The 25452-nt window shown below is 57.5% G+C and carries 20 protein-coding genes; 14 read left to right on the top strand and 6 right to left on the bottom strand.

Features of this window, described 5'->3' with window-relative positions; translation table 11 throughout:
* Positions 1-86 precede the first annotated feature (86 nt).
* Positions 87-3479 (top strand): transcription-repair coupling factor, encoded by a 3393-nt coding sequence (mfd, locus tag RSSM_RS09190; protein ID WP_044301987.1) that lies wholly within the window; start codon positions 87-89, stop codon positions 3477-3479.
* 127 nt (positions 3480-3606) lie between these two features.
* On the opposite strand, the gene RSSM_RS09185 is transcribed toward mfd, so the two are convergent.
* The 3 genes from RSSM_RS09185 to RSSM_RS09175 all read right to left on the bottom strand — a co-directional run bounded on the left by RSSM_RS09185 (position 3607) and on the right by RSSM_RS09175 (position 6650).
* On the bottom strand, positions 3607-4473 hold the full coding sequence (locus tag RSSM_RS09185; protein WP_008677057.1) for a hypothetical protein: 867 nt from the start codon (positions 4471-4473) through the stop codon (positions 3607-3609).
* Between the two features lie 47 nt (positions 4474-4520).
* On the bottom strand, positions 4521-5171 hold the full coding sequence (locus tag RSSM_RS09180) for a hypothetical protein (RefSeq protein ID WP_008677055.1): 651 nt from the start codon (positions 5169-5171) through the stop codon (positions 4521-4523).
* A 180-nt stretch (positions 5172-5351) separates the two neighbouring features.
* Positions 5352-6650, bottom strand: a complete 1299-nt coding sequence (locus RSSM_RS09175) for a hypothetical protein (RefSeq protein ID WP_236621031.1) — start codon at positions 6648-6650, stop codon at positions 5352-5354.
* 367 nt (positions 6651-7017) lie between these two features.
* On the opposite strand from RSSM_RS09175, the gene RSSM_RS09170 reads away from it, so the two are divergent.
* The 10 genes from RSSM_RS09170 to RSSM_RS09125 all read left to right on the top strand — a co-directional run bounded on the left by RSSM_RS09170 (position 7018) and on the right by RSSM_RS09125 (position 20565).
* Positions 7018-7638 carry a hypothetical protein gene (locus RSSM_RS09170; RefSeq protein WP_008677048.1) on the top strand — a complete coding sequence of 207 codons (621 nt, stop codon included), beginning with the start codon at positions 7018-7020 and terminating at the stop codon, positions 7636-7638.
* A 268-nt stretch (positions 7639-7906) separates the two neighbouring features.
* Positions 7907-10165 (top strand): hypothetical protein, encoded by a 2259-nt coding sequence (locus RSSM_RS09165; RefSeq protein ID WP_008677046.1) that lies wholly within the window; start codon positions 7907-7909, stop codon positions 10163-10165.
* The gene (locus RSSM_RS09160; RefSeq protein ID WP_144059677.1) at positions 10162-12135 is read left to right on the top strand and encodes a hypothetical protein; all 1974 of its coding nucleotides are present in this window, start codon (positions 10162-10164) and stop codon (positions 12133-12135) included. The genes RSSM_RS09165 and RSSM_RS09160 overlap by 4 nt, the downstream gene beginning before the upstream one ends.
* Positions 12132-13022: a MotA/TolQ/ExbB proton channel family protein gene (locus RSSM_RS09155; protein WP_008677043.1), complete on the top strand. Its 891-nt coding sequence runs from the start codon at positions 12132-12134 to the stop codon at positions 13020-13022. The genes RSSM_RS09160 and RSSM_RS09155 overlap by 4 nt, the downstream gene beginning before the upstream one ends.
* Entirely contained in the window at positions 13019-13714 is a 696-nt protein-coding gene (locus RSSM_RS09150; RefSeq protein ID WP_144059676.1) for a hypothetical protein, read from the top strand. Before RSSM_RS09155 ends, RSSM_RS09150 begins: the two co-directional genes overlap by 4 nt.
* Positions 13715-13725: 11 nt before the next feature.
* The gene (locus RSSM_RS09145) at positions 13726-16092 is read left to right on the top strand and encodes a multiheme c-type cytochrome (RefSeq protein ID WP_008677039.1); all 2367 of its coding nucleotides are present in this window, start codon (positions 13726-13728) and stop codon (positions 16090-16092) included.
* A 48-nt stretch (positions 16093-16140) separates the two neighbouring features.
* Positions 16141-17211 (top strand): mannose-1-phosphate guanylyltransferase, encoded by a 1071-nt coding sequence (locus RSSM_RS09140; RefSeq protein WP_008677037.1) that lies wholly within the window; start codon positions 16141-16143, stop codon positions 17209-17211.
* Between the two features lie 116 nt (positions 17212-17327).
* Positions 17328-17834 carry a ribosome silencing factor gene (rsfS, locus tag RSSM_RS09135; protein WP_236621029.1) on the top strand — a complete coding sequence of 169 codons (507 nt, stop codon included), beginning with the start codon at positions 17328-17330 and terminating at the stop codon, positions 17832-17834.
* A 200-nt stretch (positions 17835-18034) separates the two neighbouring features.
* Complete coding sequence (argS, locus tag RSSM_RS09130) at positions 18035-20050, top strand: arginine--tRNA ligase (protein ID WP_008677031.1); 2016 nt, start codon at positions 18035-18037, stop codon at positions 20048-20050.
* A 155-nt stretch (positions 20051-20205) separates the two neighbouring features.
* Positions 20206-20565, top strand: a complete 360-nt coding sequence (locus RSSM_RS09125; RefSeq protein WP_008677029.1) for a hypothetical protein — start codon at positions 20206-20208, stop codon at positions 20563-20565.
* A gap of 134 nt (positions 20566-20699) precedes the next feature.
* Here RSSM_RS09125 and RSSM_RS09120 read toward each other — a convergent pair whose 3' ends face one another.
* Entirely contained in the window at positions 20700-22073 is a 1374-nt protein-coding gene (locus RSSM_RS09120) for a NupC/NupG family nucleoside CNT transporter (RefSeq protein ID WP_008677028.1), read from the bottom strand.
* Between the two features lie 109 nt (positions 22074-22182).
* Between RSSM_RS09120 and RSSM_RS09115 the strand changes: the two genes are divergently transcribed.
* From RSSM_RS09115 to RSSM_RS09105, 3 genes are read left to right on the top strand one after another with little or no spacing between them, the layout of a single operon-like run.
* The gene (locus RSSM_RS09115) at positions 22183-22374 is read left to right on the top strand and encodes a hypothetical protein (protein WP_008677026.1); all 192 of its coding nucleotides are present in this window, start codon (positions 22183-22185) and stop codon (positions 22372-22374) included.
* Between the two features lie 31 nt (positions 22375-22405).
* Complete coding sequence (panC, locus tag RSSM_RS09110) at positions 22406-23239, top strand: pantoate--beta-alanine ligase (RefSeq protein WP_044301968.1); 834 nt, start codon at positions 22406-22408, stop codon at positions 23237-23239.
* Complete coding sequence (locus RSSM_RS09105) at positions 23236-23790, top strand: phosphatidylglycerophosphatase and protein-tyrosine phosphatase 1 family protein (protein WP_008677023.1); 555 nt, start codon at positions 23236-23238, stop codon at positions 23788-23790. Before panC ends, RSSM_RS09105 begins: the two co-directional genes overlap by 4 nt.
* Before the next feature lie 224 nt (positions 23791-24014).
* Here RSSM_RS09105 and RSSM_RS09100 read toward each other — a convergent pair whose 3' ends face one another.
* Entirely contained in the window at positions 24015-24449 is a 435-nt protein-coding gene (locus tag RSSM_RS09100) for a bifunctional nuclease family protein (protein WP_008677020.1), read from the bottom strand.
* Positions 24450-24597: 148 nt separating this feature from the next.
* Positions 24598-25428: a TlpA family protein disulfide reductase gene (locus tag RSSM_RS09095; RefSeq protein ID WP_008677019.1), complete on the bottom strand. Its 831-nt coding sequence runs from the start codon at positions 25426-25428 to the stop codon at positions 24598-24600.
* Positions 25429-25452 lie beyond the last annotated feature (24 nt).

The raw sequence follows: 25452 nt of genomic DNA, 5'->3' as shown, positions 1-25452 counted from the left end.
TGCCTAGCGTGCCATCCGAGACGAAACCAACATCAAAACAGCAGCCCAAGGCTAGAAAAACGCGCGGGAAAAAACGCAAACTTTCATTGCGTTCGTTGCACGACGTTCCCTCGGTGTTGGACGAGTTCGCCGGAGTCGGCAAGGCGATTGCCCGGTCCGATCGCGATTCACCGTTGGCGTTTTCGGGGGTTTGGGGAGGCATCCGTGGTCTGCTCGCGGCCACGCTGACTCGCCACACGCCACACGTTTTGGTGTTGTTGCCCCAGGCTGTGGACGCTGACATCGTCGCGGGCGACGTCCGCGCATTCGGGATCGAAGACGTCGTGGCGTTGCCTCTTTCGGCGGGCGATGGGACCGGTGCATCGATTCGTGACGCCGATTACGCGGCCCGGTTGCAGGTGCTGCAGTCGCTGCGTGGTCGCGACAACGACTCGCCCGAACCGCTCGTCGTGACCGCCTATATCGGGGCGGCGATTCAACGCGTCCCTTCGGCCGATCGGCTCACGCGTGCGACCCGCAAACTCAGCGTCGGTGATGAAGTCGCGCCGGAGGATCTGCGTCGTTGGCTCAGCGAGGCAGGCTTTGCCGCAACGACGGCGGTCCACGTGCCGGGGGAATTTGCCTCGCGGGGTGGTTTGCTTGACATCCATTCACCGGACCAAACGACGCCGATTCGGATCGAGTGGTTTGGAGACGAGATCGAATCGATCCGTCGTTTCGACGCCGCCACGCAGCGGAGCAGCGAGACGCTCGATAGCGTCGAGATCGCCGCGATCGGAGCCGACGGGGTCTCGAGCGAGATGATCTTGGACAATCTCGTTGATGACGGCTTCGACGAAGCGAGCCTGGAAGACGACAGCGAACCGCCGCCGACAAAAGGGCGAAAGAAGAAGCGAGGCAAACCGGACCTCGGTTCGGACGACTTCGATTCCGAGTTGCCGATTGCCGAGGAAAACGGCGGCGCGGAATCAACGATCGTCGACTACCTGCCCAGTGACACGGTGGTGTTGTTGGTCGACCCGGCCGAATGTGCCGCGACGAGCCAAGCGTTGCTGTCGCGTGTTGCGCGAACGGATCGTTTCGTCACGATGCCCGAACTGCTCGCCGAACTGCGCGGCCATCGCGTGGTCACCGGCGCTCAGATCGCCGACGCCGCAGACGAGGATCTCGTCGATTTGCACACCGCCGGTGCAGACAGTTTTGCCTCGTCGCTCGACGAAACCAAAACCCGCGTCGACAGTGTCGCGGCCGGCCATGAAGTGATCGTCGTGGGCGACACGCCTGCCGACGGACAACGGTTGACGGATTTGCTCAGTGACACCGACGCGGCAACGTCGGGGCGATTGCACATGACGGTCGCTTCGCTCAGCGGCGGGTTCCGATTGTCAGGTGCTGAGGTGTTGGTGTTAACCGGTGCGGAGTTGTTTCACCGCAGCCCGGTGCGGCGGGTTAGTTCGCGGGTGCGCGGCAAACCGATCGACAGTTTTCTGCAGCTGACACCTGGCGATTTGGTGATCCACCTTTCGCATGGGATCGGTTTGTATCGCGGGCTCAACTCGATCGAAAAGAACGGCCAGCATCAAGAACACCTGACGATTGAGTTCGACGGCGGGACCAAAATTCACGTCCCGGCGACTCGGATTCAGTTGATTCAACGATACGTCGGTGGAACCAAGACGCGTCCGCGGTTGGCAAAGATCGGCGGTATCTCGTGGACGAGTCAACGCAAGGCGGCCGAAGCGGCGGTCACCGACATGGCGGACGAGTTGTTGGAACTGCAGGCCAAACGAGCCACCCGGCGTGGGATCGCGTTTGACCCGGACAACGAATGGCAACGGCAATTCGACGCCAGCTTTCCGTATCTCGAAACCCCCGACCAGTTAACAGCGATCGAGAGCATCAAGGCGGACATGGAATCGCACCAACCGATGGATCGGTTGATCTGTGGTGACGTGGGTTTCGGCAAAACGGAAGTCGCGATGCGGGCGGCGTTCAAAGCCGTCACGTCGGGATACCAGGTTGCGGTCTTGGTTCCAACGACCGTGCTCGCCGAACAACACTATCATTCGTTCTGCGATCGGATGGCGGAGTTCCCGGTCGAGATCCGCAAAATGTCACGCTTTTGTGCTCCCGCCGATCAACGCGAGACGGTCAAAGACCTACGCCGTGGAAAGGTTGATATTGTCGTCGGCACACACCGCGTGGCGGGCAAGGATGTTGACTTTAATAACTTGGGATTGGTGATTATCGACGAGGAACAACGCTTCGGCGTCGCGGTCAAGGAACGTTTGAAAACACGTCACACCAACGTGGACGTGTTGACTCTCTCGGCGACTCCCATACCGCGAACGTTGCACATGGCGCTCGTGGGGGCCCGCGATATCAGTAACTTGGAAACGCCGCCGGCGGAACGCATGCCGGTGGAAACCAAAGTCACACGATGGGATCCGAAAATGATCCGGGCGTCGATCGTTCGCGAATTAAACCGGGGCGGTCAAATGTACTTCGTCCATAATCGGATCGGCGACATGCAGGACCTCGCGGCCAAGATCAACGAGGTCGTGCCGGAAGTACGCATCGGAATCGGTCACGGTCAAATGGGGGAAGGCGAACTCGAACAGGTGATGGTTGACTTCATTGATCACAAGTTCGATATGTTGCTCGCTACAACGATCATCGAAAGTGGTTTGGATATCCCCAACGCAAATACCATGTTTATCGATGAGGGAAACCGGTACGGGCTGAGCGACCTGCACCAACTCCGAGGACGTGTCGGGCGATACAAACATCAGGCGTATTGCTATCTGCTCGTTTCGCCCAACAAACACTTAACGCCGGAAGCCAGCAAACGCTTGCGGGCGATCGAGGAGTACTCGCAGATGGGTGCCGGGTTCGCGATCTCGATGCGTGACCTCGAAATCCGTGGTGCCGGGAACCTGCTCGGCAGTCAACAAAGTGGCCACATCGCTGCGGTGGGATACGAGCTGTACTGTCAATTGCTCGAGGACGCGGTTCGGCAAGCGAAAAAGCTGCCGCCGAAGCTGTCTGCGGACGTCGACATCGATTTGCCGATCGAAGCGTACTTGCCGGACGACTATGTTCCGGACCTGCGTCACAAAATTGATTTGTATCGCCGGATGACACGCATCAACCACGCTGACGAAATCGCTCAGTTCCAAGAGGAACTCAAGGATCGTTTCGGTCCGATCCCGGACGCGGCGGCGAGAATGGTCCAGCTCGCCGAGTTGCGACTCGATGCGGCGGCATGGGGAATTCAGTCGATTACCAGCAACGACCGGTTCATTGTCTTGCAGTACAGCAATCGCCGTCGGCTAGAACAGCTCGTCGAAAAGGCGTCGGTTCAAGTGCGGATTGTCGACTCTCGCAAAGCCTACATCCCGACAAAAGATTTCGACATGAGCAACCCAACCGGAGAGGCCTGGTTACAGCTAGCCCGTGCCGCGTTGTGGATCGGTTGACAGTCTATCCCGCTATCCCGTAGCCGGAGTCGCCAGACTTCGGTCGTGCCTGAACCCGTGTGACGCGGCGAAGTGTTGAACCGTCTGAACTCTGGCGAGTCTTGCTAACAGAAACGCCTGGCATCGATCAACCATAACGCTGGGTGATATTCAGGATATCGTTCCCGTTCGCTTCCCGGAGTAGGCCGCGTTCGATCACGTCTTGGATCAGTCGGTGATCTTCGCGCATTGATTCTTCCACGATTCGACTCGGTTCGATCGGGCGGGACGCATGTTCGGCGAGTTGTTTGCGATGACGTTCGAGAAGCTTTTCGAACGACTTGGTTCGCATCCGCGTCACGGTTTGCCATTCGCTCGGCCGGGGCGTGGGCATGTTGCCCATCGTGACGAGGTTGCGGTCGCCCGCCAGGAGGCTGTGGAGTCCCCGTCGGGTTTCGTCCAATCGGGCGAATCCATCGATCGTCACCAAACGGTGGAACGACAATTGAACGCGTCCATCCGGAGTCGTCATCAACATCTCGACGCTCATGCGAGGCCCGACGGTTGGCGACGAAACATAGTGAGGGTCGACAAAGCCGAGTGCGGTCGCTTCACTTCGTGCTTTGTCGAAGTCCGCAACAAAGAGTTCAGGGATGTCCTGTTCGCTGATCTCACGCTGGTCGAGCAGTGCCGATGCCCAAGATGGACGATTGGGGACACGCAGTAATTTAAAGACAAACAGAACCAGCAGATACTCAAAGAGATTTCGAGTCAGCGGCCGGAGTTCGCGAAACGGCATGTGCTTGATGGGGACAACCGCCCACAAACGCTCGTCACCACCCGGTAAAAGAAGATCGTTTGCGGTCGGCTGCAGTTCGTCCCCGAGAGACGATTGTTGCACCCAATTCTCATCCGCCGGTGCCGGTGGGCTGGCGTAGGGATTCGTGTCCGCGACGCCATGTGAACCGTTTGCTCGATCAGAAAGAGCGCTCGACGCGGATGGATGCGAGGTCATGGCGATAGCGAATACGAAGGAGGCGACGTACGAGGACGCCTTCTAAGTTACTCGCTATTGGAACCCGGCGTTGGCAGTTCGAGGTCCGATTCGAGTGGATCGACCATAACGGGCTGCGGCAGTTCGAATGAGTCTTCGCTGGCGTTCAGCTCCGGATCGCCAAAGTATCCGCCTTTTGGCGAGTAATCGCCGTGCTCGTTTGGCTCTTCGAACTGTGGGACGGGGAGCAATTCCGCACCCGCGTCTGATGAGAATTCCGAGTTGCTGCGATCATTTCGCATTGGCGTTTTGCGGGGACCGACAGCGAGCACTTCCCACGGTTTGGGATAGAAGTAGTGTTGTTCGACACGCTGCGGGGGGCAGTGCTTGCCGTTGAGTGCCCCTTTGACACCGTTGTTGTCGTACAGGCCGAGTTCTTCGGCGCGTTGGAACGCGATCGCCTCTTGGCTCGACGGTTCGACCTTCGACGCAATCTTTCCGCCGATGTAGGTCGGGCGATTGTATTTTCGGCGGTACGATTCGGGCAAACGATTGCCGAGCGGTCCGATTACATCAACGCGGCGCGAGCCTTCGTATTTCGACCACGGCCAGGGACCTTGCCAGGGAAAACCTGCCTGGAGATCCGACGCACAAGCTCCGGTGGCGAGAACGGAGACTAGGAGAACCGTTCGCAATTTGAGAATCGTATTCAATCGCATCCTGCAATCGCATCCGTCTTGGTAGGGTCGGTATCGACAGCGGCATCCGTCCGCACACCGGTAGTCATCGGCGATGTGTTAGCGGATTTGTCAGTCAAAGCGATCGAGCACACGTTGCATGTGCGCCGCGTCGTCGCGGTCGTTCGGGCTGGGCAGAGTTTAACGATTCGCTTTCGCGGATCAGTCGACTCGCATGACGGAATCGATCAGTGAGGCCATTTCACGACCGGCGTAGCAGGTTCGTTCGTAGTATCGTTTTTCGCTGTGATGATTGCCGACCGTTTGGGCACAGTCGCGGGCGCGTACCGGAAGGGGAGTGCCGTCGTATCGTGGCGCGAGATACCGAGGGCCGACGTGACCGAGTGCCTTCGCTTTGGAGTTGCCCGCAACGAATTTGAAGTATTTCAGTGCGATGTCGCGGTGGTTGTACAGCATCACCATGCGGTTCATGTTCTGCGTCGCGAAGCGGTGATAGCCATTGGAGCTCAGCCAAGTCGAATCGACCGCCGGAGCGAGCAGTCCGACATCGATGTTGGCACCGGTGATCGGTGGTTCACCGATTGTGCGACGACCGAGCGTTCCGCCCGCCAACGCGTGCAAGCCACCCGAAACCACGCGGCCGCCAAAGCTGAACCCGATCAATCCGCTCGGCTGCGAGCGAACGACGTGCTCGCGAAGCAACCATGCCAGATAGAGACCCTGCGCGTTGGTGCGTTGAGCTTTCTCGCGAACGTCTGACAGGAAAAGCGAGTCCGCTTCACTCGGCCAACTCCAGATCACCCAATCAATCGGCTGGTCACTGGAGCGATGTCGGACGAGTTGTCGGTAGACAAAAAGACCTTGCTTGATCGCAGTCGGCGCGTCGCGGCGGTTGCCATGGATATAGATGATGCGAGGCCGCGTCGTGTCCATGGAGCCAAGGTAGTCGTCGAGTCCCGAAGGAAGTCGCCGCCCACACCGGTCCAATCGATAGATATGAAAGTTTGGCTGGTTCAAATTCATACGGCAGGTATTGCACGTGAGGTGCCGCGTGTTGACTAACCAAAACCGGTCGCTGCGTAGATCCGTTGACAAGGATTGAGGCATTGCCGGCATCGCCAACGGCGTGCTCGACAGGGGCGTTGTCGCTTTCGTTGACACCGCAGTGGTGCCCGTATCATCGGCGGGTATGGATGGGTGCAGTTCGACACTCGCGTCTGAGTGACTGATCGTGGAGATTGGCGAATCGAATAGAGATGTCGGTGTTGGTAAAAATTGATCGACTGGCGACGTCCACTCGTCTGGTGTTTGGGAGGGTTCGGCTCGACTCACCGTGTTGTTTGATAGGGTGGCGAGCGTGCAGACCGCGAACATCAATAGATGTCGTGTCCATATGTTGCTGCGTCTCGCCTTCTGAGTCGCGATCGGTTTGGATGCGTCTAAACACACGGGCACGTTGTGGGACACATCTCCTTTTCCGGCCATGGGGGCTCCAGACATGGGGAGATTCTTCGTTTGCCCTTGGGGAGAGGCAATCCGCGATTCGTCATGTTGGGTCAGAAGGTGCAGCATGGCGACGATCAGACGTTGATGAAGGAAGGATGAAGAAGATGAAGGGTTTGCGACGGTTAAATCCGGTGCAGCGATTTGTCACACCAGCTTCTGTATCGGCGCATCGCAAGCGGAGGGAGTGTGTGTTGCACTGCGACAACCAATTGTTGCTGAAAAAAAACGATGTTGCGTTTGCACAACACGAAACGCGCACTACTTTTCAGTGGTCACCCGTCGGAGGCCAACGTTTACGCTTGCTTTGCTTTTGAAGGAAACTTTGATGACTATCCGATCTTTCACACTTGTAACGCTCGTGATGGTCATGGGCAGTGCAACCGGGTGCGGTGGAATGCGAAACTTTTTCTTTGGCCGTGGCGCACGCTGTGGCCTCTGCAGCCGCATCGGAGCGGTAGGAACCGCGATCAACCCGCTCGCTCCTCCTCCGAACGCGGCACCGGGCGCACCCGCCGCACCGGGATGTGGAACGCCACGTTGTGGTTTGTTCAATCGCAACCCGGCGCCGACCTACGCACCTCCTGTCGCTCGGGCGCCTGCGCCTCAATGCCCAACGGCCTACGCTCCGGCACCATACCAGGCACCATGCCAAGGTGGCTGCGTCGGCAGTGGTTACGCTAACGGCGGTTATGTCGATGGCGGATACTCGGTGGGCATGCCTGCCGACTGCGGATGCGGAACCTCGTGCGGTGGTGATTGTGGTGTGTCGTCTTATGGCGGTGTGCAATACGACGGTACGGTCGTGGATCCCTATCTCGGTGGCGGCACGTACGACGGTGGCTATTCCGGTGGCGTTGTACCAGACGGCGGATGGCAACCACGTACCTACCAATCCAATCGTTTGGATCCAGGACAATACGACGCACAGGGCGATCGCATCATCAGTGCCGATCCGTTGCCACCAGGTGCGGTTTTAAACTGAGCCGTATTTGCGGGACGAGAAATTCGTCCGATGACTCGTTTGGGCGGATGGTTGGAGGCCTGCGAGCAGTAGGCCTTCGAAACGAACCGCATATCCTCACCCAGGCGTTCTCGCGGGTGTCGGAATTTGTAATGAGCGTGTCTGGTTGTGCTCGGTCGCAAGAATCGGGATGATAGAAACGTTTCGTTCTTCAACGCCAGCGTTCCTATTTATTTGAAACAGGCGTCGCACGTGATTGACGCGTGCCGCCTGGAGTTATCGCCCATTGATGTTCCCGCTTCGACGCTCAACGAAAGAACCGGAGATCGATTGGCCGGCGCTGCTGGCTCTTCTCGAGGATGACGATCGTCGCGCAACCATTGCCCGGTTGGCACCCACGCCGGGCCGCGAGAGTTATCTGACGGCGTTGCGGCGGATGCAGTCTTCGGTTGTTGCCGAAACACTGACCGCGGGGCGTCGACTCGATACCGCCGGGCGTTTGGTCGATCGGCCAACGATCGCTGTCGCGGGAATGCTCAATAGTGGCAAGACGAGTTTGGTGAGTTCGTTTCTGAGTCCGGCTGGTCAGGCGAGGACGCTGCGGGGAACGAGCAACCGCGAGGGAACTCACCGTTTTGTTTTATGGTTGCCGCAGTCGTGGCGGGACGACGTTGAGTTATGGAGCCTTCTGGTTTCTCGCATCGGCGATTCGCTCGGACACCCGCCCGAAGACCTTTCGGAAAATCCAGACCAGGCTGCCTCTCAGTACAACAATCGTAGCGGCGATCACTCGCAACTCTCCGTGGCTTTGCTCGCGACCGATCCGGCGTTGGACGAACTCGGTGTCGGTTTGTTGGATTGTCCGGATATCGTTTCTGATGAAGAACTCGGATTAGGGTCACCCAAAGAACGCAAGGAATTGCTCGGACGCGCGGCCACGTTGTGTTCGGCGTTTCTGATCGTGACCGATGCGGCTTCGTCGCGTGATACCACGTTGGCTGATCTGATGCGGATCGCGTCGGATTTGATGCCCGGGGTTCCGCGGATGTTGGCGGTAAACAAAGTCCGGCCGCGGCAAACACCGGATCAAGTCCACGAGACATTTTCGCCGTTGAGCCAGAAACACGGCGTGGCGTCGATTTACGCTGCGTACGATTACGACGTGCCGGCGAGCCGCCCGTTTATCCCGCACAGAGAAGACGAGGCGAGTGATCGTCGGTTAGCTAATCCGATGGATTCGTCGACCGGAAAAGTGGAATCGAGCGAAACGGCGCAGGAGTCTGAGCCGTTGCCTGTGTTCTTTGAGGTTTCGCCGAACCCGGATGAAAACCCGCCGGCCTCCATCGATGAAGGGCGTTTCCTTGAATCGTTGCCGTTGAAGCTCGATCGTGGCGTGCTGTTTTCACAGCTCCATCGCGCGTTGCGGATTAACTTGGAGAAGGTGATTTGGGATCGCGGCCTCGATGCGATTCGTAGAAACGCGGACGCTTCGTTTGCGAAAACCCGCGAGTGTCACGAGGTGCTGTTGGACGCGTCGTTGGAGTTCTTCGCGCATCGCAAGATCGGTGGCGAAGTCATGGAGCTGCGGCTGCATCAGAGCGAACGGATCTTGCGTCAATTATCGGAATCGTTTGCCGCGACCGCGCCTTGGTATGCGCGTTGGGGTGTGCGGTTGAATTCCACGATCCGTCGGTTCGTCGGTGGCGCCGGCGACTTCATGCGTTCGCTCACCCCGTCGGCTCTTTCGCAGAAGGCGGCCGACGACATTAAAGGTCGTTTCCGCAGCGGCGAGTATGGTGGCTTGATCGCACCGGAAGGTTTGCTCGCCGAAATCGAACGACACGGTGGAACGGTCGTGTTGTCTCACTACCGGGATCACCAAACCGAAGCGTCACCGGGCAAACATTCAATTGACGATTCGGGTTTGTCGTTGGAAGAGCCCAATGAAGAGGGCACGGTCACGATTTCGAACCAACGTGGTTTTGTGAACGATGCGGAGTTGTTGTTGCCGCCCATTCAGCGAGCGGTGACACGTTTCGAACAGGACGATTTTACGACGCTCGATCCGAGACGACTCGACGAGGCAATTCGGATGATGTGGTCGGAGATTCCGATGCATAAGAAGTTGGCTCACGGGCTGACTCCTTTGGCGACGATCTTTGCCGCGTTTGGTGCGGCGTTGATGATCCCTGTCGACTTTGGGCATAGCTTCATTCTCGCTGCGTCGATCCCGGAATTGCTCGCCGCGGCGGGGCTCGGAGCACTCGCGGCGATGTGGGCGGGAAATCAAGGTGCACGTGAAGTCGGTCAGCAGGCGGCGCGGCAGCAGCTCGCGGATTTCCTCGCGGTCCTCTGTGACGAACTTGGTGTGGCACGCCCGGATCCACCGATGAAGGTGCGGGTCGCCAACCATCAAGTCACCTTACCCGCCTCGCGAATCGCGCGCAGCGAAACGAGCGGCCCGACGATGCCGGTGTATCGTGTTCGTGATGAATTCGTTAGCGAACTGAACAAACTCTTGCCGCGTTCCTCGGGGATCAAGAAATGAGCGTAAGCGATGCTCTGCCGCGTGGGATGGAAGTCAGCGTGAGCGATGCCGGAGAACAGTTCACCCAGCGTGTGCAACGGGCGGCGACTCGGGTGCTCGGCGACAGTGACGCGGGGATCGAGATTGTTGAGCTTTGTCGGCACCATCATGAGGCTCGCTCGATGGTGATTGCCGATCGCGCCGACAACGCGACGGTCGTGGCTATCGTGGGAACGACCGGTCAAGGCAAATCATGGCTCGCCCGACAATTGGTGGGTGACCCCGCGATCGCGGCGGCGATCCGCAGCGGCAATAACCTTGATGAAGCGACCGAGAAACTCACCTGGGTCGGCCCCAAACCGCCATCGGATCTCGATACCCGGCACGAACGATATCTCGTCTGCGACGCGTCCAAGATGCAGTCGATTGGTGGCCCGTATTTGATCGTCGACGCTCCTGGATCGACCGACGACCGTCGTGCGATCGCTGGAGTGGCCGAACGCGCACTTTCGCTCGCATCGGTTTTGGTACTGGTGGTTCGCCGCGATCAGCTCCGCAGCCAACGTGTCACTGGGCTCGCTTCGGCGTCCGAAGGAACGATCGTGATACCGGTCGTAAACATGGTCGGCGTTGATGAATTCACGCCGGCATCGGGCACCGCGCAGCGGGCGGATGTCGATAATGATTTGACAGCGGACATCGAGACGTTGGTCTCTCGCTTGCGATCGGTGGCACCGCAGAGCAGCATCGCTTCGGCGGTAATGATTCGTGATTTCGAAATCGATCCTCGAGGCGAAGAGGAAATCGGAAAGCAGGCCGCTGAGGAAATTGCCGGTGCGATTTCCGAAGCGTTGGCTGAATCGGGCGGCGGGGATCACCGACGCTCGACTCGGTTGTCGGCTTTGGACGCGAGATTCACCGCAGCGGTCGGGTCGGTTTTAACGAGCCAACTGCCTGAGTTAACCGCAGCGGTGGACCGACTCGACGCCGAGGCCCGTCGCCTGCCGACTCAAATCGCGAGCACACTGCTCGGCGGTGAGATACCGCTTAAGGCAGCGATTCGCAGTCGGTTGCGGTTGTCGTTGTTGTCCGAAACAGCCGCGATTTGGTTCCCTTATCGCACCGTTTTGTCGGTGTTGAACCTAACGCATGGGGCGTGGGATCGCGTGCTGCTGTCGTTTTCCGGATCGATCCCTTCGCTCGTCGGTGCGGTCTACACGAGCGTGCAAAATATCCGCGGCGGCCATGAATCCGCGTTGGACCTGCGAAACGGTTTGCGGCAACGGGCCTCGACTGCTGTCACCGAACGACTCGGGCCGATGGCGTCGCGTTTTCGTCGCGAGTTGAACGGGTTGCATCGTTCGGGGACAACGCTGGGCGAAGTTGTTGACGATGATTCGCCCGTGGCGACGCTCGCCGGAGTCGACGCGTTGCAGGAAGGTTCACAAGCGGCGTTTGAAGAAACGATCGCCCGCGAAGGTGTTTCGGGAACGTTCGCGTTCTTAGCCGGGTTGATTGGCACCATTATCTTTTGGGCGTTGATGGCCGGGCCGCTCGTCGCGTTGTACCACAACTATCTCGATGCGAGCTATGTCGCGATCGGCAACCTGGCCGGCGGCAGCGAACCCGCGACGACCGAAGCGGTCGAAGTCGCTGTCTCGGCTGAGCACGCGAATGATTGGTTGCAGCGGTTTCCGCATCCGAGTGCCGGGATGCTGTTCACGAGCGTCTTGTTGTCTTTGTTGCCGATGGCGATTTTTGCAATGATCGTTTTGTCAGTGTGTCAGGGACGCCGGCGGATTGAAAGGATCGCCCGATCGTTGCGGACGCAGCATGATGCAATGATCGAAACGCTGCAGCGTGACGGTGTGTTGAGGTTGCGATGGAGCGATCCGATCTTGGCCGATGCGGAGTTTCTCCTGTCGATCGGACGCATGGCGAAAACAAACGAGGCGAGGGACACGCCGGTGGTTTCGGAGGATGCGAAATGACGTGGGCTGCGACGGATTGTTTATTGACTGGGTTGGCTCAAACCACCGTGCCTCCCGGAGAAACGGATTCGCTTTGGGAGATCGTTACCAGTGGCGGTTGGCCCGGGATCGTAATTCTGTTGATCCTCGTGTTGCTGAGCATCGCGGCATTGTACTTGGTCATTGACCAGTTCATTTCGTTGCGGCGAGCCGACATCGTTCCTGATGGTTTGTCCGGCGAAGTCGCCGCGGCGCTGCGTGAGTCGCGTTGGTCGGAGGCGGAGAATGCGCTTCGTAATCGACCGAGTGTGTTGGCCGGGGTAATCTCGTTGGCACTTGCAAATCGGGAATTCGGTTGGTCGGAAATGGAGAAAACCGTGGAAGACGCGTTGATCGACCGGTCGGCCCAAATGCACCGACGGATTGACTATCTATCGATGATCGCGAATTTGTCGCCGATGGTGGGTTTGCTCGGCACGGTGACAGGCATGATTTTCGCGTTTCGCCAGGTTGCCGCGACGCAGGGTTCGGCCGGTGCGGGCGATCTCGCCGAAGGGATCTATCAAGCGTTGGTGACGACAGTAGGCGGTCTTATTGTCGCCATCCCGGCTTTGGCCGCGTCGGGCGTTTTGCGTGCCCGCGTCGATGAACTATTGTCGGAGGTGACGCGTCAAACCGAGCGAGCTCTTTCGCCGCTGCGACGTCGTGCGGGACAGGGAAACGTTGCCGGCAACCCGTCCGGACGAATCATGCCGGTCGCTCCCGCGCAGCTCAAGGGAACCAAGGTCGCTACGCCGGAATCGACCGGAACGCCGCCGCCCGCCGTGCCGACGGACCCACGCGCGGCCAATCAACCTCTCCCGCAGTCTCGTCCCCAGCCTCGCACACGCACACGAAAACCCTCATGAGCGAATCTCTGTGTTCTCGATCGCTCTTCGTCGAGCGAGCATCCACTCGGTCGCGAAGGCGTTGTTGCCGGCTGGCATTGATGACGGTCATGTTGTTGACGATGGTCGCAAACGGTCAGGCTAAACCGCCAACCGACACTGTGCCGGTACCGACGCAATCGGAGTCTCCTGGGACGCAGGGCCAAGAGTCTCCCAATCCGATAACACCGATTCCCGATCCGATCGCGCCGATGCCGGATCCGGAGGCGGAGCAGAAAATTTTCGAGGCGTTGCAGGGCGAAGCCCCGAACGCTCCTCCGGGAGTGCTCGGCGACGTGCTCGACGTCATTCGCAGCCAAGGCAGCGTGCTTGACGGATCCAGCCTCGACCCCGATTCGGGTGATCCGCTCGGGATCGAAAATGCCGCGAAACCCGCAAACGGACGCGGCCATCAGGCGAACGCGATTCGGTCAACCCAAACACGCTCGGCTTTCGTACAGACGGCCGAATCATTATTGAAGACGTCGAGAATGCTAGAGAAACTCGTTCCTCTAGTGCAGGCGTCTGACAACGAAACGAAACACACGCAAGCAACCGATTCGTCGCTGAATTCCTCTGAACAATCTCAGGCGGTCAGTGAACTGATCTACCGCATGAGGCTCCAAGCCACCCGTTTGTTGCTGCAGCAGTATCCCGAAGCGACCAAACGCTAACCCCATACTTCATGTCCCACCCAACCAATCGATCTTTTGTCGCCCGCCATCCGTGGTTGATCGCCGTCGTCGCAGTAGGCGTTCTCGTCGCAGGCGGCGTGATGGCCGACTATCTTCGTGCCCTTCCGGAAGATGCCGTCGCCTCCTTCGTGGGCCGTGATGCCTGCGTTGAGTGTCACGAAACCGAAACGCAGGCGTTCACCGGTTCGCATCATGACATGGCGATGGACCTAGCGACGGACGAAACCGTGCTGGGCGATTTCAATGACGTCACGTTTGTGAACGACGGTATCGAAAGTCGTTTGTATCGCGACGGCAAGAAGTTCATGGTTTATACCGAAGGACCGACCGGCGAGATGGAGCACTTCGAGGTCAAGTACGTTTTTGGCGTCGACCCGTTGCAGCAATACATGGTCGAGTTTGAGCGGCCCGAAGACGCGGCCGAGGATGAAGTCGGACGGGTTCAAGTCCTGCGAATCAGTTGGGACACCAACCGCAAGGAATGGTTTTATCTACGACCACCGGATGTTAGCGAAAAGTTGGAACCGGATGATCCGCTGCACTGGACCGGGATCGCACAGCGTTGGCAAACGATGTGTGCCGAGTGTCACAGCACCGATCTAAAACGCAATTATGACGTCGCGACTCAGAGATACCACACAACGTTTTCAGAGATAGACGTCAGTTGCGAGGCCTGTCACGGTCCGGCGAGTTTGCACGTTGAGTTGGCCAACCGGAGTTCGTTGTTTTGGGACCGGCATCGCGGTTATGCGCTCGTGAATCTGAAGACGGAAGACACCACGCCCCAGATTGAAACGTGTGCACCATGCCACAGCCGACGCGGTGTTCTTGATGGAAAGATGAGTCCCGGCGCGGCGTACTGCGACCACTACAACCTGGAGTTGCTGCGCGGCGACACCTATCACGATGACGGACAGATCAAAGACGAAGTCTATGTTTACGGATCGTTTCTACAAAGCAAGATGTATCATCAGGGTATTCGTTGCACCGATTGCCACGACCCTCACTCGCTCGAGCTCAAACACCCCGGCAACGAAACGTGTACCTCTTGCCATCAACACGCCGCCGGTAAATACGATGTGCCGTCACACCATCATCATCCCGTTGGTAGTGAAGGGGCGATGTGCGTCAATTGCCACATGCCTCACACGACCTACATGGCGGTCGATCCACGGCGCGACCATAGCTTCCGCATTCCACGGCCCGATTTGTCGGTGGAGTTGAAGACGCCTAACGCATGCAGCGGATGCCACGTTGAAGACCTGCGTGACACGTTGCCGGCGGAAGTCTCGGACGATTTGAAACTGTATCAAGACTGGCTGCTTGCCGCTTCGCAGGGCAATGAAAAGGTCAGTGAAGTCATTGAGAAAACCGACCAGTGGTGCGATGAGGCGTGCGACAAATGGTATGGCGAGCAGCGACTCAAGCCACCGCACTATGCCGAGGCCATCGCCGCACTGCGACGCGGTGATCGGTCGGGTGTTCGCAAGACGTTGAAGTTGATTGCCGGATCGAATACCGATCCGAAACAGGCCTTAACGCCAGTGATTGCTCGGGCGACGGCGCTCGACGAGTTGGTGATGCAGGGGCACGTCGAAGCGGTTGATGCGGCGGAGCAATTGATCGATGAGAACGAAAGGGATCCGGAAGCGTTGCATCCGATCCTGCTCGCGTCGGCGGCTCGCGCGATCGGCATGCTCGGAGGCGGTGGTGCGATGGATCCGGGGCAGGTGCAGAAGAAGCTCTACCCGTTGCTGTCACATTCGTCGCGGTTGGTCCGCAGCGAAGCGGCTCGGGGGATCGTTAACGGGAACGCGTATCAGCGATTGTCGGGGACCAAGCGGAGAGAGCTTGATCAGGTGCTCAGCGACGTCAAAGATGAATTCATGTACGCGTCCGATCGGGCTGGTGCGCACATGGGTTGGGCGATGCTGAGCGAACAGCGTGGCCAGTGGGCGGAGGCGATTCGTTCTTATAGCAATGCGATGCGGGTCGAACCGGGGACCACCGGACCGCGAACGAACCTCGCGGCGTTGCTCGATCGTCTTATTCCGATGTCACGCAAAGATCCGTCGGTGCAAGAGGTCTTAAACGCGGTCGGCGGAGAGGACGGGATCGCGGGCGTTGAGAAGAAGGTCACCCAGCTCCGACGCGAGGAACTGCCGCTGCTCGATCGTGACGCGAAACTCGCCCCTGAAATTGCCGACCTGCAATATCGGTATGGGCTAGCTTTATATTTGTCCGGTGATTTGCCTGCGGCGCGAAAGCAATTACAACGTGCAGTGGAATTAGAGCCCGACGTGGAATTGTTCCGGACAGCATTAAGGATGCTCGAAGAACACATGAAGAACCAATAAGGGCGTCCTCCTTAACAATCTCCTTTCAAGAATCAGCACAGAATCAATATGCTTCACGCGATCATCATGGCCGGCGGTAGTGGCACGCGTTTTTGGCCCGCCTCTCGACGAGCGACACCAAAACAATTGCTGCCCTTGGCGGGCGAACGTTCGATGATTCAGGCCACCCGAGACCGGCTCGATGCGGTGTCGCCTGCTGACCAGACTTACGTGATTACCTCCAAAGCTCTCGTCAGTCCCATCACTGAACAATTGCCCGAACTGACCGCCTGCAATGTCGTCGGCGAACCTTGTCGTCGTGACACGGCTCCTTGTGTGGGGTTGGCCGCTGCATTGGTGGCCGCGAAAGATCCTGATGCGATGATGTTGGTTTGTCCTTCGGATCACGTGATCGAACAACACGATCGATTTGCCGAGGGAGTCCAGCGCGGGCAGAAGATTCTCGAACAGCATCCCAACGCGATCATCACGTTCGGCATCCGGCCCTCATACCCGGCCGAATCGTTCGGTTATATCCAACAGGGCGAGAAACTTCCCGAGCACGATGCGTTCACCGTTGAGTGCTTTCGTGAGAAACCCGACGCAAAGACGGCTAAAGAATACGTCGAGGCCGGAACATTCTTATGGAACAGCGGCATCTTCCTGTGGCGTGCACAAACGATCCTCGATGCGTTGGAAAAGCATGAACCGGAAATGTATTCGCACATCCAAAAGATCGCCGACGTGATCGGAACGGATGGCTTTGATGAAACCCTCCAACGCGAATTCGAAGCCATTGACGGAAAGTCAATCGATTACGCGGTGATGGAGCGTCATGACGAGGTCGTCGTGATCGAAGCTCCGTTCGATTGGGATGACGTCGGATCGTGGCAGGCGGTTTCGCGACTGCACCCTCACGACGAAGACGGCAACGCGGTCGTCGGATCCCATATTGGTATCGATTCCAAAAACTGCATCATTCACGCGCGGCCTGGCCACACGATTGTGACCATCGACACGGAAGATCTGATCGTCGTGCAGACTCCGGATGCGACCCTGGTGGCTCCTCGGAGCAGCGAGGAGCGGGTCCGCGAAGCGGTTGCGGAACTCGATCGCCGGAAAATGACCGACCTGATGTAATCGGTGCCTTGGTGACACAATTCCCGGATGCGATACACTGAGAGCGTCTCAGTCGGCCCGGCGTGAGTGTCGGGGCCGATCAATATGTCCAATTTAGTAGCAAAAGCACGTTCGAATTGTCTGATCACCCCCCCGAAAATTCTGAGTCGCCCGAAGACGCTGTTAGCCCGGATCAAGCCGCCGCAGCCGAAAAATACTCCCCTCGCGACAATCCGATGGAAACTCCGACGCGGGCCATCCGCCCGCACGGGATTGAGGAGGCACGAAAGCTCGCCACCGAAGCGGCGCGGGTTGCGTTGGAAAACAACGGCAGCGACGTCCTCGTTCTCGACATCAGCGGCCAATCCGCTGAGTTCGATTTCTTTGTGATTGCGACCGGAACGAGCCGCCGTCAATTGCACGCGATTAGCGAACAAATCGATGATGCCCTCGAAAAAGGCATGGGCGATCGCCGCATGGGAATCGAAGGCTATCAAGAAAGCAGTTGGATCGTTCTCGATTACGGCAGTCTCGTCGTTCACCTCTTTGACGAAGACACCCGCGAGTATTACGACCTCGAATCGTTGTGGGCTGACGGCATTTCGGTCCCGCTCGAAGACCTCGGATTGACTCCGAACGAATAACGACAGCGGTTCTCTCCGCGTCGTCACTGTAGGCTCGCGAAGCATCTACCCGTCCAACGTTTGCCTGGCAAACGTCGATTCGACTCCCGCCGAGTCCATTTCCGCGGGATCTCTCACGCGGCAAAGCGATCGCGTTGCCGAGTCGTTTATCCATTCATGAGCCAAGCTCACTCTCTCACCCAACACTTTGCGTTGTATCGATGAATCTATCCGCGCTACTCCGGAAGCGGTTCCACGCCGCGTTGAATGAACTGACCGACCAACCTGAAGACTTCGCCGGAATGATTCGTGTCGCGGCGGACCCAAAGTTCGGCGATTATCAATCCAATGCGTGCATGCCACTGGGTAAAAAGATCGGGCAGGCACCGCGTGACGTTGCGACCAAGGTGGTCGACGCACTGCAAATCGAGGATGTATGCGAAACGCCTGACGTCGCCGGGCCGGGGTTCATCAATATCAAACTGCGCGACGAATTTTTGTCATCGACCATTGTTGAGATGATTGGGGACGAGCGAGTTGGTGTCGCTACCACTGAGCAACCCGAGAAAATCGTCATTGACTACTCGAGTCCTAACGTCGCCAAGCCGATGCACGTCGGGCACATCCGCAGCACGGTGATCGGGCACGCCCTTTCGGAAACGTTACGGTTCGTCGGTCACGAGGTGATTACCGACAATCACCTCGGCGATTGGGGAACGCAGTTCGGAATCATTATCTATGGCTACAAACATTTTGGTGATCCCGACGTCGTGGCTGCCAACCCGGTTCCGGAACTGGCGAGTTTGTATCGATTGACCAACCAGTTGATCGAATATCAAAAAGCGAAAGCGTCACTGCCACAGCTCAATACAAAACTAGCCGAAGCGGAATCTCACGCCGAGACGGAAGACGCGGCCGCGAAGGCGATCGAGAGCGACGAGAAGGCTACCGCGAAAGAGAAAAAGAAAGCACGCAAATCGGCCGATGCGGCACGCCGTCGTTTCGAATCGATCAAGTCGGACATTGCGTCCACACAAGCAAAGATTGCCGACGTCGACAACGACGCGAAACTAGCTGCACTCGCTGCGGAACACGAAGACGTTCCGGCAGCGGTCTTGCGCGAAACGGCCAAACTGCACGAAGGTGACGCCGAGAATCGCGCGTTGTGGGAAAAGTTCCTGCCGCATTGTAAGGATGAAATCAACCGAATTTACGACCGGCTCGGTGTGACGTTCGACCATACGCTCGGCGAGAGTTTCTATCACGATCGTTTGCCCGGAGTCGTTGAGATGCTCAACAAGCTCGGCTTAACGACCAAGAGCGACGGTGCCGTTTGTGTCTTTTTAGATGGGTTTGATAGCCCCATGATCATTCAAAAACGTGATGGTGCGTTTTTGTATGCGACGACGGATTTGGCGACCCTCCAATATCGCAACGAGGTGTTTCAATGCGATCGAATTCTTTACGTCGTGGATTCTCGTCAGAGCGAACACTTTGAGAAGTTCTTTGCGATGGCGGGTCCGCTCGGTATGGAGAATATCGAACTCGTGCACGTGTCATTCGGTACTGTGCTCGGAAAAGATGGACGTCCGATGAAGACACGCAGCGGATCGCTGATTGGGCTCGAAAGCTTGCTCGACGATGCAGTCGCTCGCGCGAAGGATGTTGTCTGCAACCCTGAACGATTGTCAAACATGTCCCCGCCTATGGGGGAAGAAGAGCAGAACCAAATCGCTGAAGTGGTAGGGATGGGGGCGATCAAGTATGCCGATCTGTCTCATCATCGAACCAGCGATTATCGGTTTGATGTTGATAAAATGGTTGCCCTGGAAGGCAATACGGCGACCTATATGCAGTATTCCTACGCACGCACGCAAAGCATTTTGCGACGTGTCGCTGAGGAGCAAGGTATCGCGGATATCGAGTCATGGATCGGCGAAAACATTTCCACCCCCGATATCCAACTGCGAGAGCCCGCAGAACGTGCCTTGGCGATCGCATTGATTCGATTTGAAGAGGCGATCGACAACGCAATCGCTGCTTATACCCCGAATCAGCTATGCGACTACCTTTTTGATACTGCGAAGGCGTATAGCACGTTTAACGACGCGTGTCGGGTTCTCGGTAACACCGATCCGACCATTCTTAAGACCCGGTTGGCGTTGGTCGTATTGACCGGTCGGGTGATCAAGCAAGGCTTAAAGTTGCTCGGTATTGGGGTGTGTGACCGTATGTAGGATTGGTTTGAAGGTGGTTTGCATTTATATGCAATTGACAAATCCTGTCGTTTGCCTATTTTAACCACAGTTCATCTAAAAATGAGGGATGATTGCGCGACAGCATGAATGCGAAATCGACGCAGACCCTTCCAACCCACAGACAGAAAGATAACATGGCCAAAAAGAAAAGCGGCGGAGTCAACAAGTCCCAAGCCATCCGCGACTACTGCTCAGCAAACCCGAAGGCGAAGCCATTGGAAGTTGCAGAAGCGATGAAGGCTCAAGGGATCGACGTGACGGCTCAATTTGTCAGCACGGTCAAATCGAACTCAAAGAAGTCGAAGACGACTCGTGGTCGCAAAGCTGTTTCGAAGAAGGCAGTCAAGAAGGCGACTCGTCGCGGACCACGCACCAGCGCGGCAAGCGAAGTTTCGTTGGACTCGCTTCTTAATGCGAAGAAATTGGTTGAAGAGATGGGCGGCGTCGAAGATGCACGCAACGCACTGAGCGTCCTAGAACAATTGATGGACTGAGACGTTTCTCTTCTGGGGCATCCGATATAGAACGAAGAGCGGAGAATTTCATCTCCGCTTTTCTTATGCGCGGTCGCCTGCGTTGATGTCGCCGGAAAGGAATGAAGTTTGGGCATCGACTTCTAGTGACATTCCTACATCATTAAGCTTGCGATCGCGCCTGTCATGCAGCAGGCGAGCAATCCTCCGAACATGGCTCTGAGTCCGAGTTGGGCGAGTTCTGCTTTGCGTTTTGGGGCGAGACCTCCCACGCCGCCGACTTGGATGCCAATTGCAGCAAAGTTGCTGAATCCCGCCAACGCGTATGTGAGCACATGGCCGGTGCGGGCGCTGATTGGTGGTGAATCCGACTTCATCATCTCGCCGAGTTGTTGATAGGCGACGAACTCATTGGCGACGGTCTTCAAACCGATCAATCGTCCCGCAACCAGACACTCGTTTGCTGGGATGCCTAACAACCATGCGATCGGCCAACCCAAGTAGCCAAGGATGACGCCGAGACTGATCGCGGGCGTACCGTTTGCGGATACCCATCCGATCGATTCACAAATGGTTGCCAACAGCGTGTCTACCAATGCGATCAAAGCGAGGAAAGCGATCAACATTGCGGCGACGTTGATTGCGAGTTTCATCCCTTCGCTGGCCCCTTCGACTGCGGCGCCGATGAGGTTGACATTCTCACGTTCGAGTTCGATGGTGAGGGAGTCCGAGTTCGTGGAGACCCTCCCTGATACTGAGTCAGCGTCTTTGTCGGTTTTCACGTCGACTGGGGTGGCGGATGTTTGATCGACGCTATTGGCCAATTCGGTATGGTTTTCGGCAGGAACGCTCGTTTCGGGCACCATTACTTTAGCGATCAACAATGCCGCGGGCGCGCTGATTACGGATGCCGTCAGCAGGTGGCTGATTTCGATCCCCATTCCGGCATACGCGCCAAGCAATCCGCCCGTGACGGTTGCAAATCCACCCGTCATCATCGCGCATAATTCACTGCGGCTCATCTGGTTGAGATAAGGACGTACGACCAAAGGCGCTTCGGTATGTCCGACGAAAACATTCGCTGCCGCGGCGAGCGTTTCGGGGCCACTCGTTCCGAGCGTGAACTTCATCACCCACGCCATCGCTCCGACGAGTTTTTGCATGATCCCGAGGTAGTAGAGAACGCTCATCAGCGATGAGAAAAAGATAACGGTCGGCAGGACTCCGAAGGCGAAGGTTCGAATGAGAAGTGCGTCGAATGGCACGTCATGCCCGGCGGCGGTGAATAGGAAACCGCTGCCGACATCGACGTTGCTCATGATTGATTCGAATCCCTCTCCAATTTTTCGAAACAACCATTCTCCCGGAGTGGTTTGCAGGATCAGATAGGCGAGCACCATCTGCAGCAACAATCCGCCGACGACGACGCGAATGGGAAAGCGGCGGCGATCGGTGCTAACGAGCCACGCCAGTGCGATAAAGACGGCGAGGCCGAGCAGGCATGTCGCGCGCGATGAAAAGTCACTCAAGGCTTCGTCCCTGCCGAATGGATGTCAAGAACGCGGGTTGGGGAGTTGCGCTCGGTGGTTGGATTCGTGAACAATCTTGCGCGTTAGCTTATTACAGATCGATCAGAAGATGGAAGCGATGAGAGCCTTCGGCGAGATATTCACCCTTTTCGATGCGTTGAGTTCCCGATTTCCCGTAGCCCGAGCTCGCCGAGAGTTTGGCCGGTCGGGGGGCGAGGAAAAGCCGCTGGCGTTGTCGCCATCGGCAGGTCCGGTCGGTATCGAAGATGGCGTGGAAGACGTTATCATTGGCGGCGATTGACCATCCCCTTTGAACCGGACAAAAATGCGTTTTGGATACCTTTCGTGATATCGAGGCAATGCGAGAGTGGTGTCGCCGCCAGCAGCGTGGCGGCCGGACCGTGGGGCTCGTGCCGACGATGGGAGCGCTCCATGAGGGGCACCTGTCCTTGGTTCGACGGGCCAACGCGGAATGCGATTGCTGTGTGACGACCATCTTCGTCAATCCGACTCAATTCGCCGCGGGCGAAGACCTCAGCCGCTATCCCCGTCCGCTCGAGGACGACCTCGAGATGTTGCGCAGCGAGGGCGTCGAGGCTGTCTTCTTGCCGACCGATTCAGTCATGTATCCGGAGGGATTTGGGACGTTCGTCAGTCCTCCGCCGGTCGCTGGACGACTCGAGGGGGAATCGCGGCCCGAGCACTTTCGGGGTGTTACCACTGTGGTGACGAAGCTGTTTCAGATCATCCCAGCTGACGCGGCGTTTTTTGGGCAGAAGGATTATCAACAACTGCGAGTCGTCGAACACATGGTTCGTGATCTCAACATGCCGATCCGGATCGTGCCGTGTGAGATCGTTCGCGAAGCAGACGGTTTGGCGATGAGCAGCCGGAACCGTTATCTCAGCGAAAGCGAACGCGAAACCGCATTGTCGCTTTCGCGTGCCCTTGACCGGGCCGCCGCATCATTCGATGCCGGTGAGAGAAACGTGGAATCGTTGGAGCAAACGATGAAGGCGGAACTCATGAAATGCGACAAAGTCGACTACGCCGTCGTGGTTGATGCCGACACTCTCGAACCGCTCAGCAAAATTGAACAGCGAGCGGTCGCACTGGTCGCCGCACACGTTGGACGCACACGCTTGATCGACAACCGAATCTTATGAAGAAACGTTCGTTCTATGACCGGGCCTATGCCGGGACGGTGTTTTACCCGACCCTCGCTTGGAACATGATGCTCGGTCGGTTTTTGAAGGTCCGAAACTGGTGGGACTTCATCGACGAGTTTGTCATCGTGGGGGCACGGCCATTCACCCGCGACGTCAACGCACTGGCTGCGTTGGGGGTCCGGGCGGTCGTCAATACATGTGAAGAATACGGCGGGCCGGTTGAAGAATACGGTCGCCATGGAATCGTGCAGTTGCACATTCCGACGGTTGACTTCACGCACCCAACGATTGACAACATCCGGCAAGGCGTCGAGTTCGTTCAAGAACACGTCAGCAAAGGTGATATCGTTTATATCCATTGCAAAGCCGGGCGGGCTCGCAGTGCCACGGTCGCGATCTGTTGGTTGATCCAATACCGAAACATGACGCCCGAAGACGCTCAAGCTCTGCTGCTGAGTAAACGTCCTCACATCAATCCAAAGCTGACTCAGCGAACGGTGGTGAGGGAATTCGTCGAGGGGCTCGAGCGAGAACGCCAGCAGGACTGAACGGTCGAAAGAGAATACGCCATGACTGGTTTCTCGCGGATCGAGGTCACGCGATCTGGCCAGTGGTGCGTCAACGCCCCGTTTTTCGGAAGCGAAACTCGCCAAGACTTTCGGGTGGGGTGGTGAATTACCGAAAGTCTTGGCGACATTCGCTACGCGCTTGGTCCCTCATCTTTGATCGTGACGCAGCAGTAGCGACGTTGAACCATTACAACATGCGTCGGTCAGATGGATTCTCCGCCATCGATCGATGTGCCCGTGGCGTCGGACAGGACGTCTTCGGAAACAAAGATCGGCAGGGGTGGGTCATAGGTGACTGCGACCGCGATCGCGTCACTCGGCCTCGCGTCGACCTCGATCGACTCACCCGACCGTGTCTTCAGGTGCAACTGAGCGAAATAGGTGTGTTCGGACAGATCGCTGATCACGACGCGTTCGATCGTGGCATCGAGCGATTCGGCGACCGAGACGATTAGGTCGTGCGTCAACGGACGTGGGGGCACGTAGTCTTGTTTGACGCGACGATCGATGTTGGTTGCCTCGAAGATCCCGATCATGATCGGAAACTGACGATCGCCTTCGACTTCCTTTAGATAGATTACCTGATTGTCAGTCAGCTCGGAGATGATGATCCGAGCGAGTTGCATTTCGACGCTCATAAATATTCCGTCAAAGGATAGCGGTCAGAAGATCGGTCTAAGGACAGTATACTGCGTCAATCGGGCCAGAAGTGCCTCGGCGGACGAAGTCTTCTGCAAATTGATTGGCGTGACGGTCGGACAACTCGGGATATTTCGTGCTGACGCGTCAGTCGGTTTGTTGGTTCAGCAAATTTTGAACCAACGGGACGACATCGTTTTCGTAGTTGAACCCACCGTCGGCGGTGCCTTCACTAAATCGCGCAGCGAGTTTCCCATTCGCGTCAAAGACCAGCACGGCGGGCAGGGACGCGACCTCGGCCGATTGCAGGACTTCTTCGCTAGGAGTTTGTGAGAGGTAGTTCGGGAACGTTGCCTTGACGGCTCTTAGAAACACTTCCGCCCGCGGCGCGTAGGATTTCGCCGGATAGCGTTCGCGGCCGTCGAAGTCCACGTTGACTCCGATCGCTCGGATTCGGTCAGGATGTTGTCGCTGCAATTCGACGAGATGTGGGAATTCGCGTAAACATGGCACACACGCGAGTGACCAGAGATCGACCACCGTGATCGATCCCGACTTGGCGACCTCCCGGCTGATCTCGTCCCAGGTTCCGTATCGGATATCGACGGGCGATTCTTCGGTTTCGGTGCTGACCAATTGGACGGCGGTTCTCGGTGTGACCGTGGTCTGCAGATCGTCGGGCAACTGCAGTCCTTTCGGGCCATCATTTTCGGTTGCAGGGGCCTCCGAATCGGGGGCCTCGCCGCTGGGCAAGGCGACATCGTCGGGCAACATCATGCCCTCGGTCAATGATTTTTGAGCCGGTTCGGCGGACGCGGTATCCGGGGTGGCGGTTTCAGCCGTCGGTGTCTCGGGGGCGGGTTTCGCATCGCCGCCCCCACACCCGACGATCAACGCCAGGATGGCGGTAGCTGCGAAAGCATTGAGCGGCAAAATCCGGGACGAACCACGGTCCGTTTTAACAGGGAATCGATCCATCGCTTGACTCGGTTTGAAAAGAGG

Source organism: Aporhodopirellula sallentina SM41 (genome assembly GCF_000346505.1).
GTDB classification, from domain to species: domain Bacteria; phylum Planctomycetota; class Planctomycetia; order Pirellulales; family Pirellulaceae; genus Rhodopirellula; species Rhodopirellula sallentina.
The sequence above is the reverse complement of the archived record's forward strand: the minus strand, read 5'-3'. Positions and strand labels throughout refer to the sequence as shown.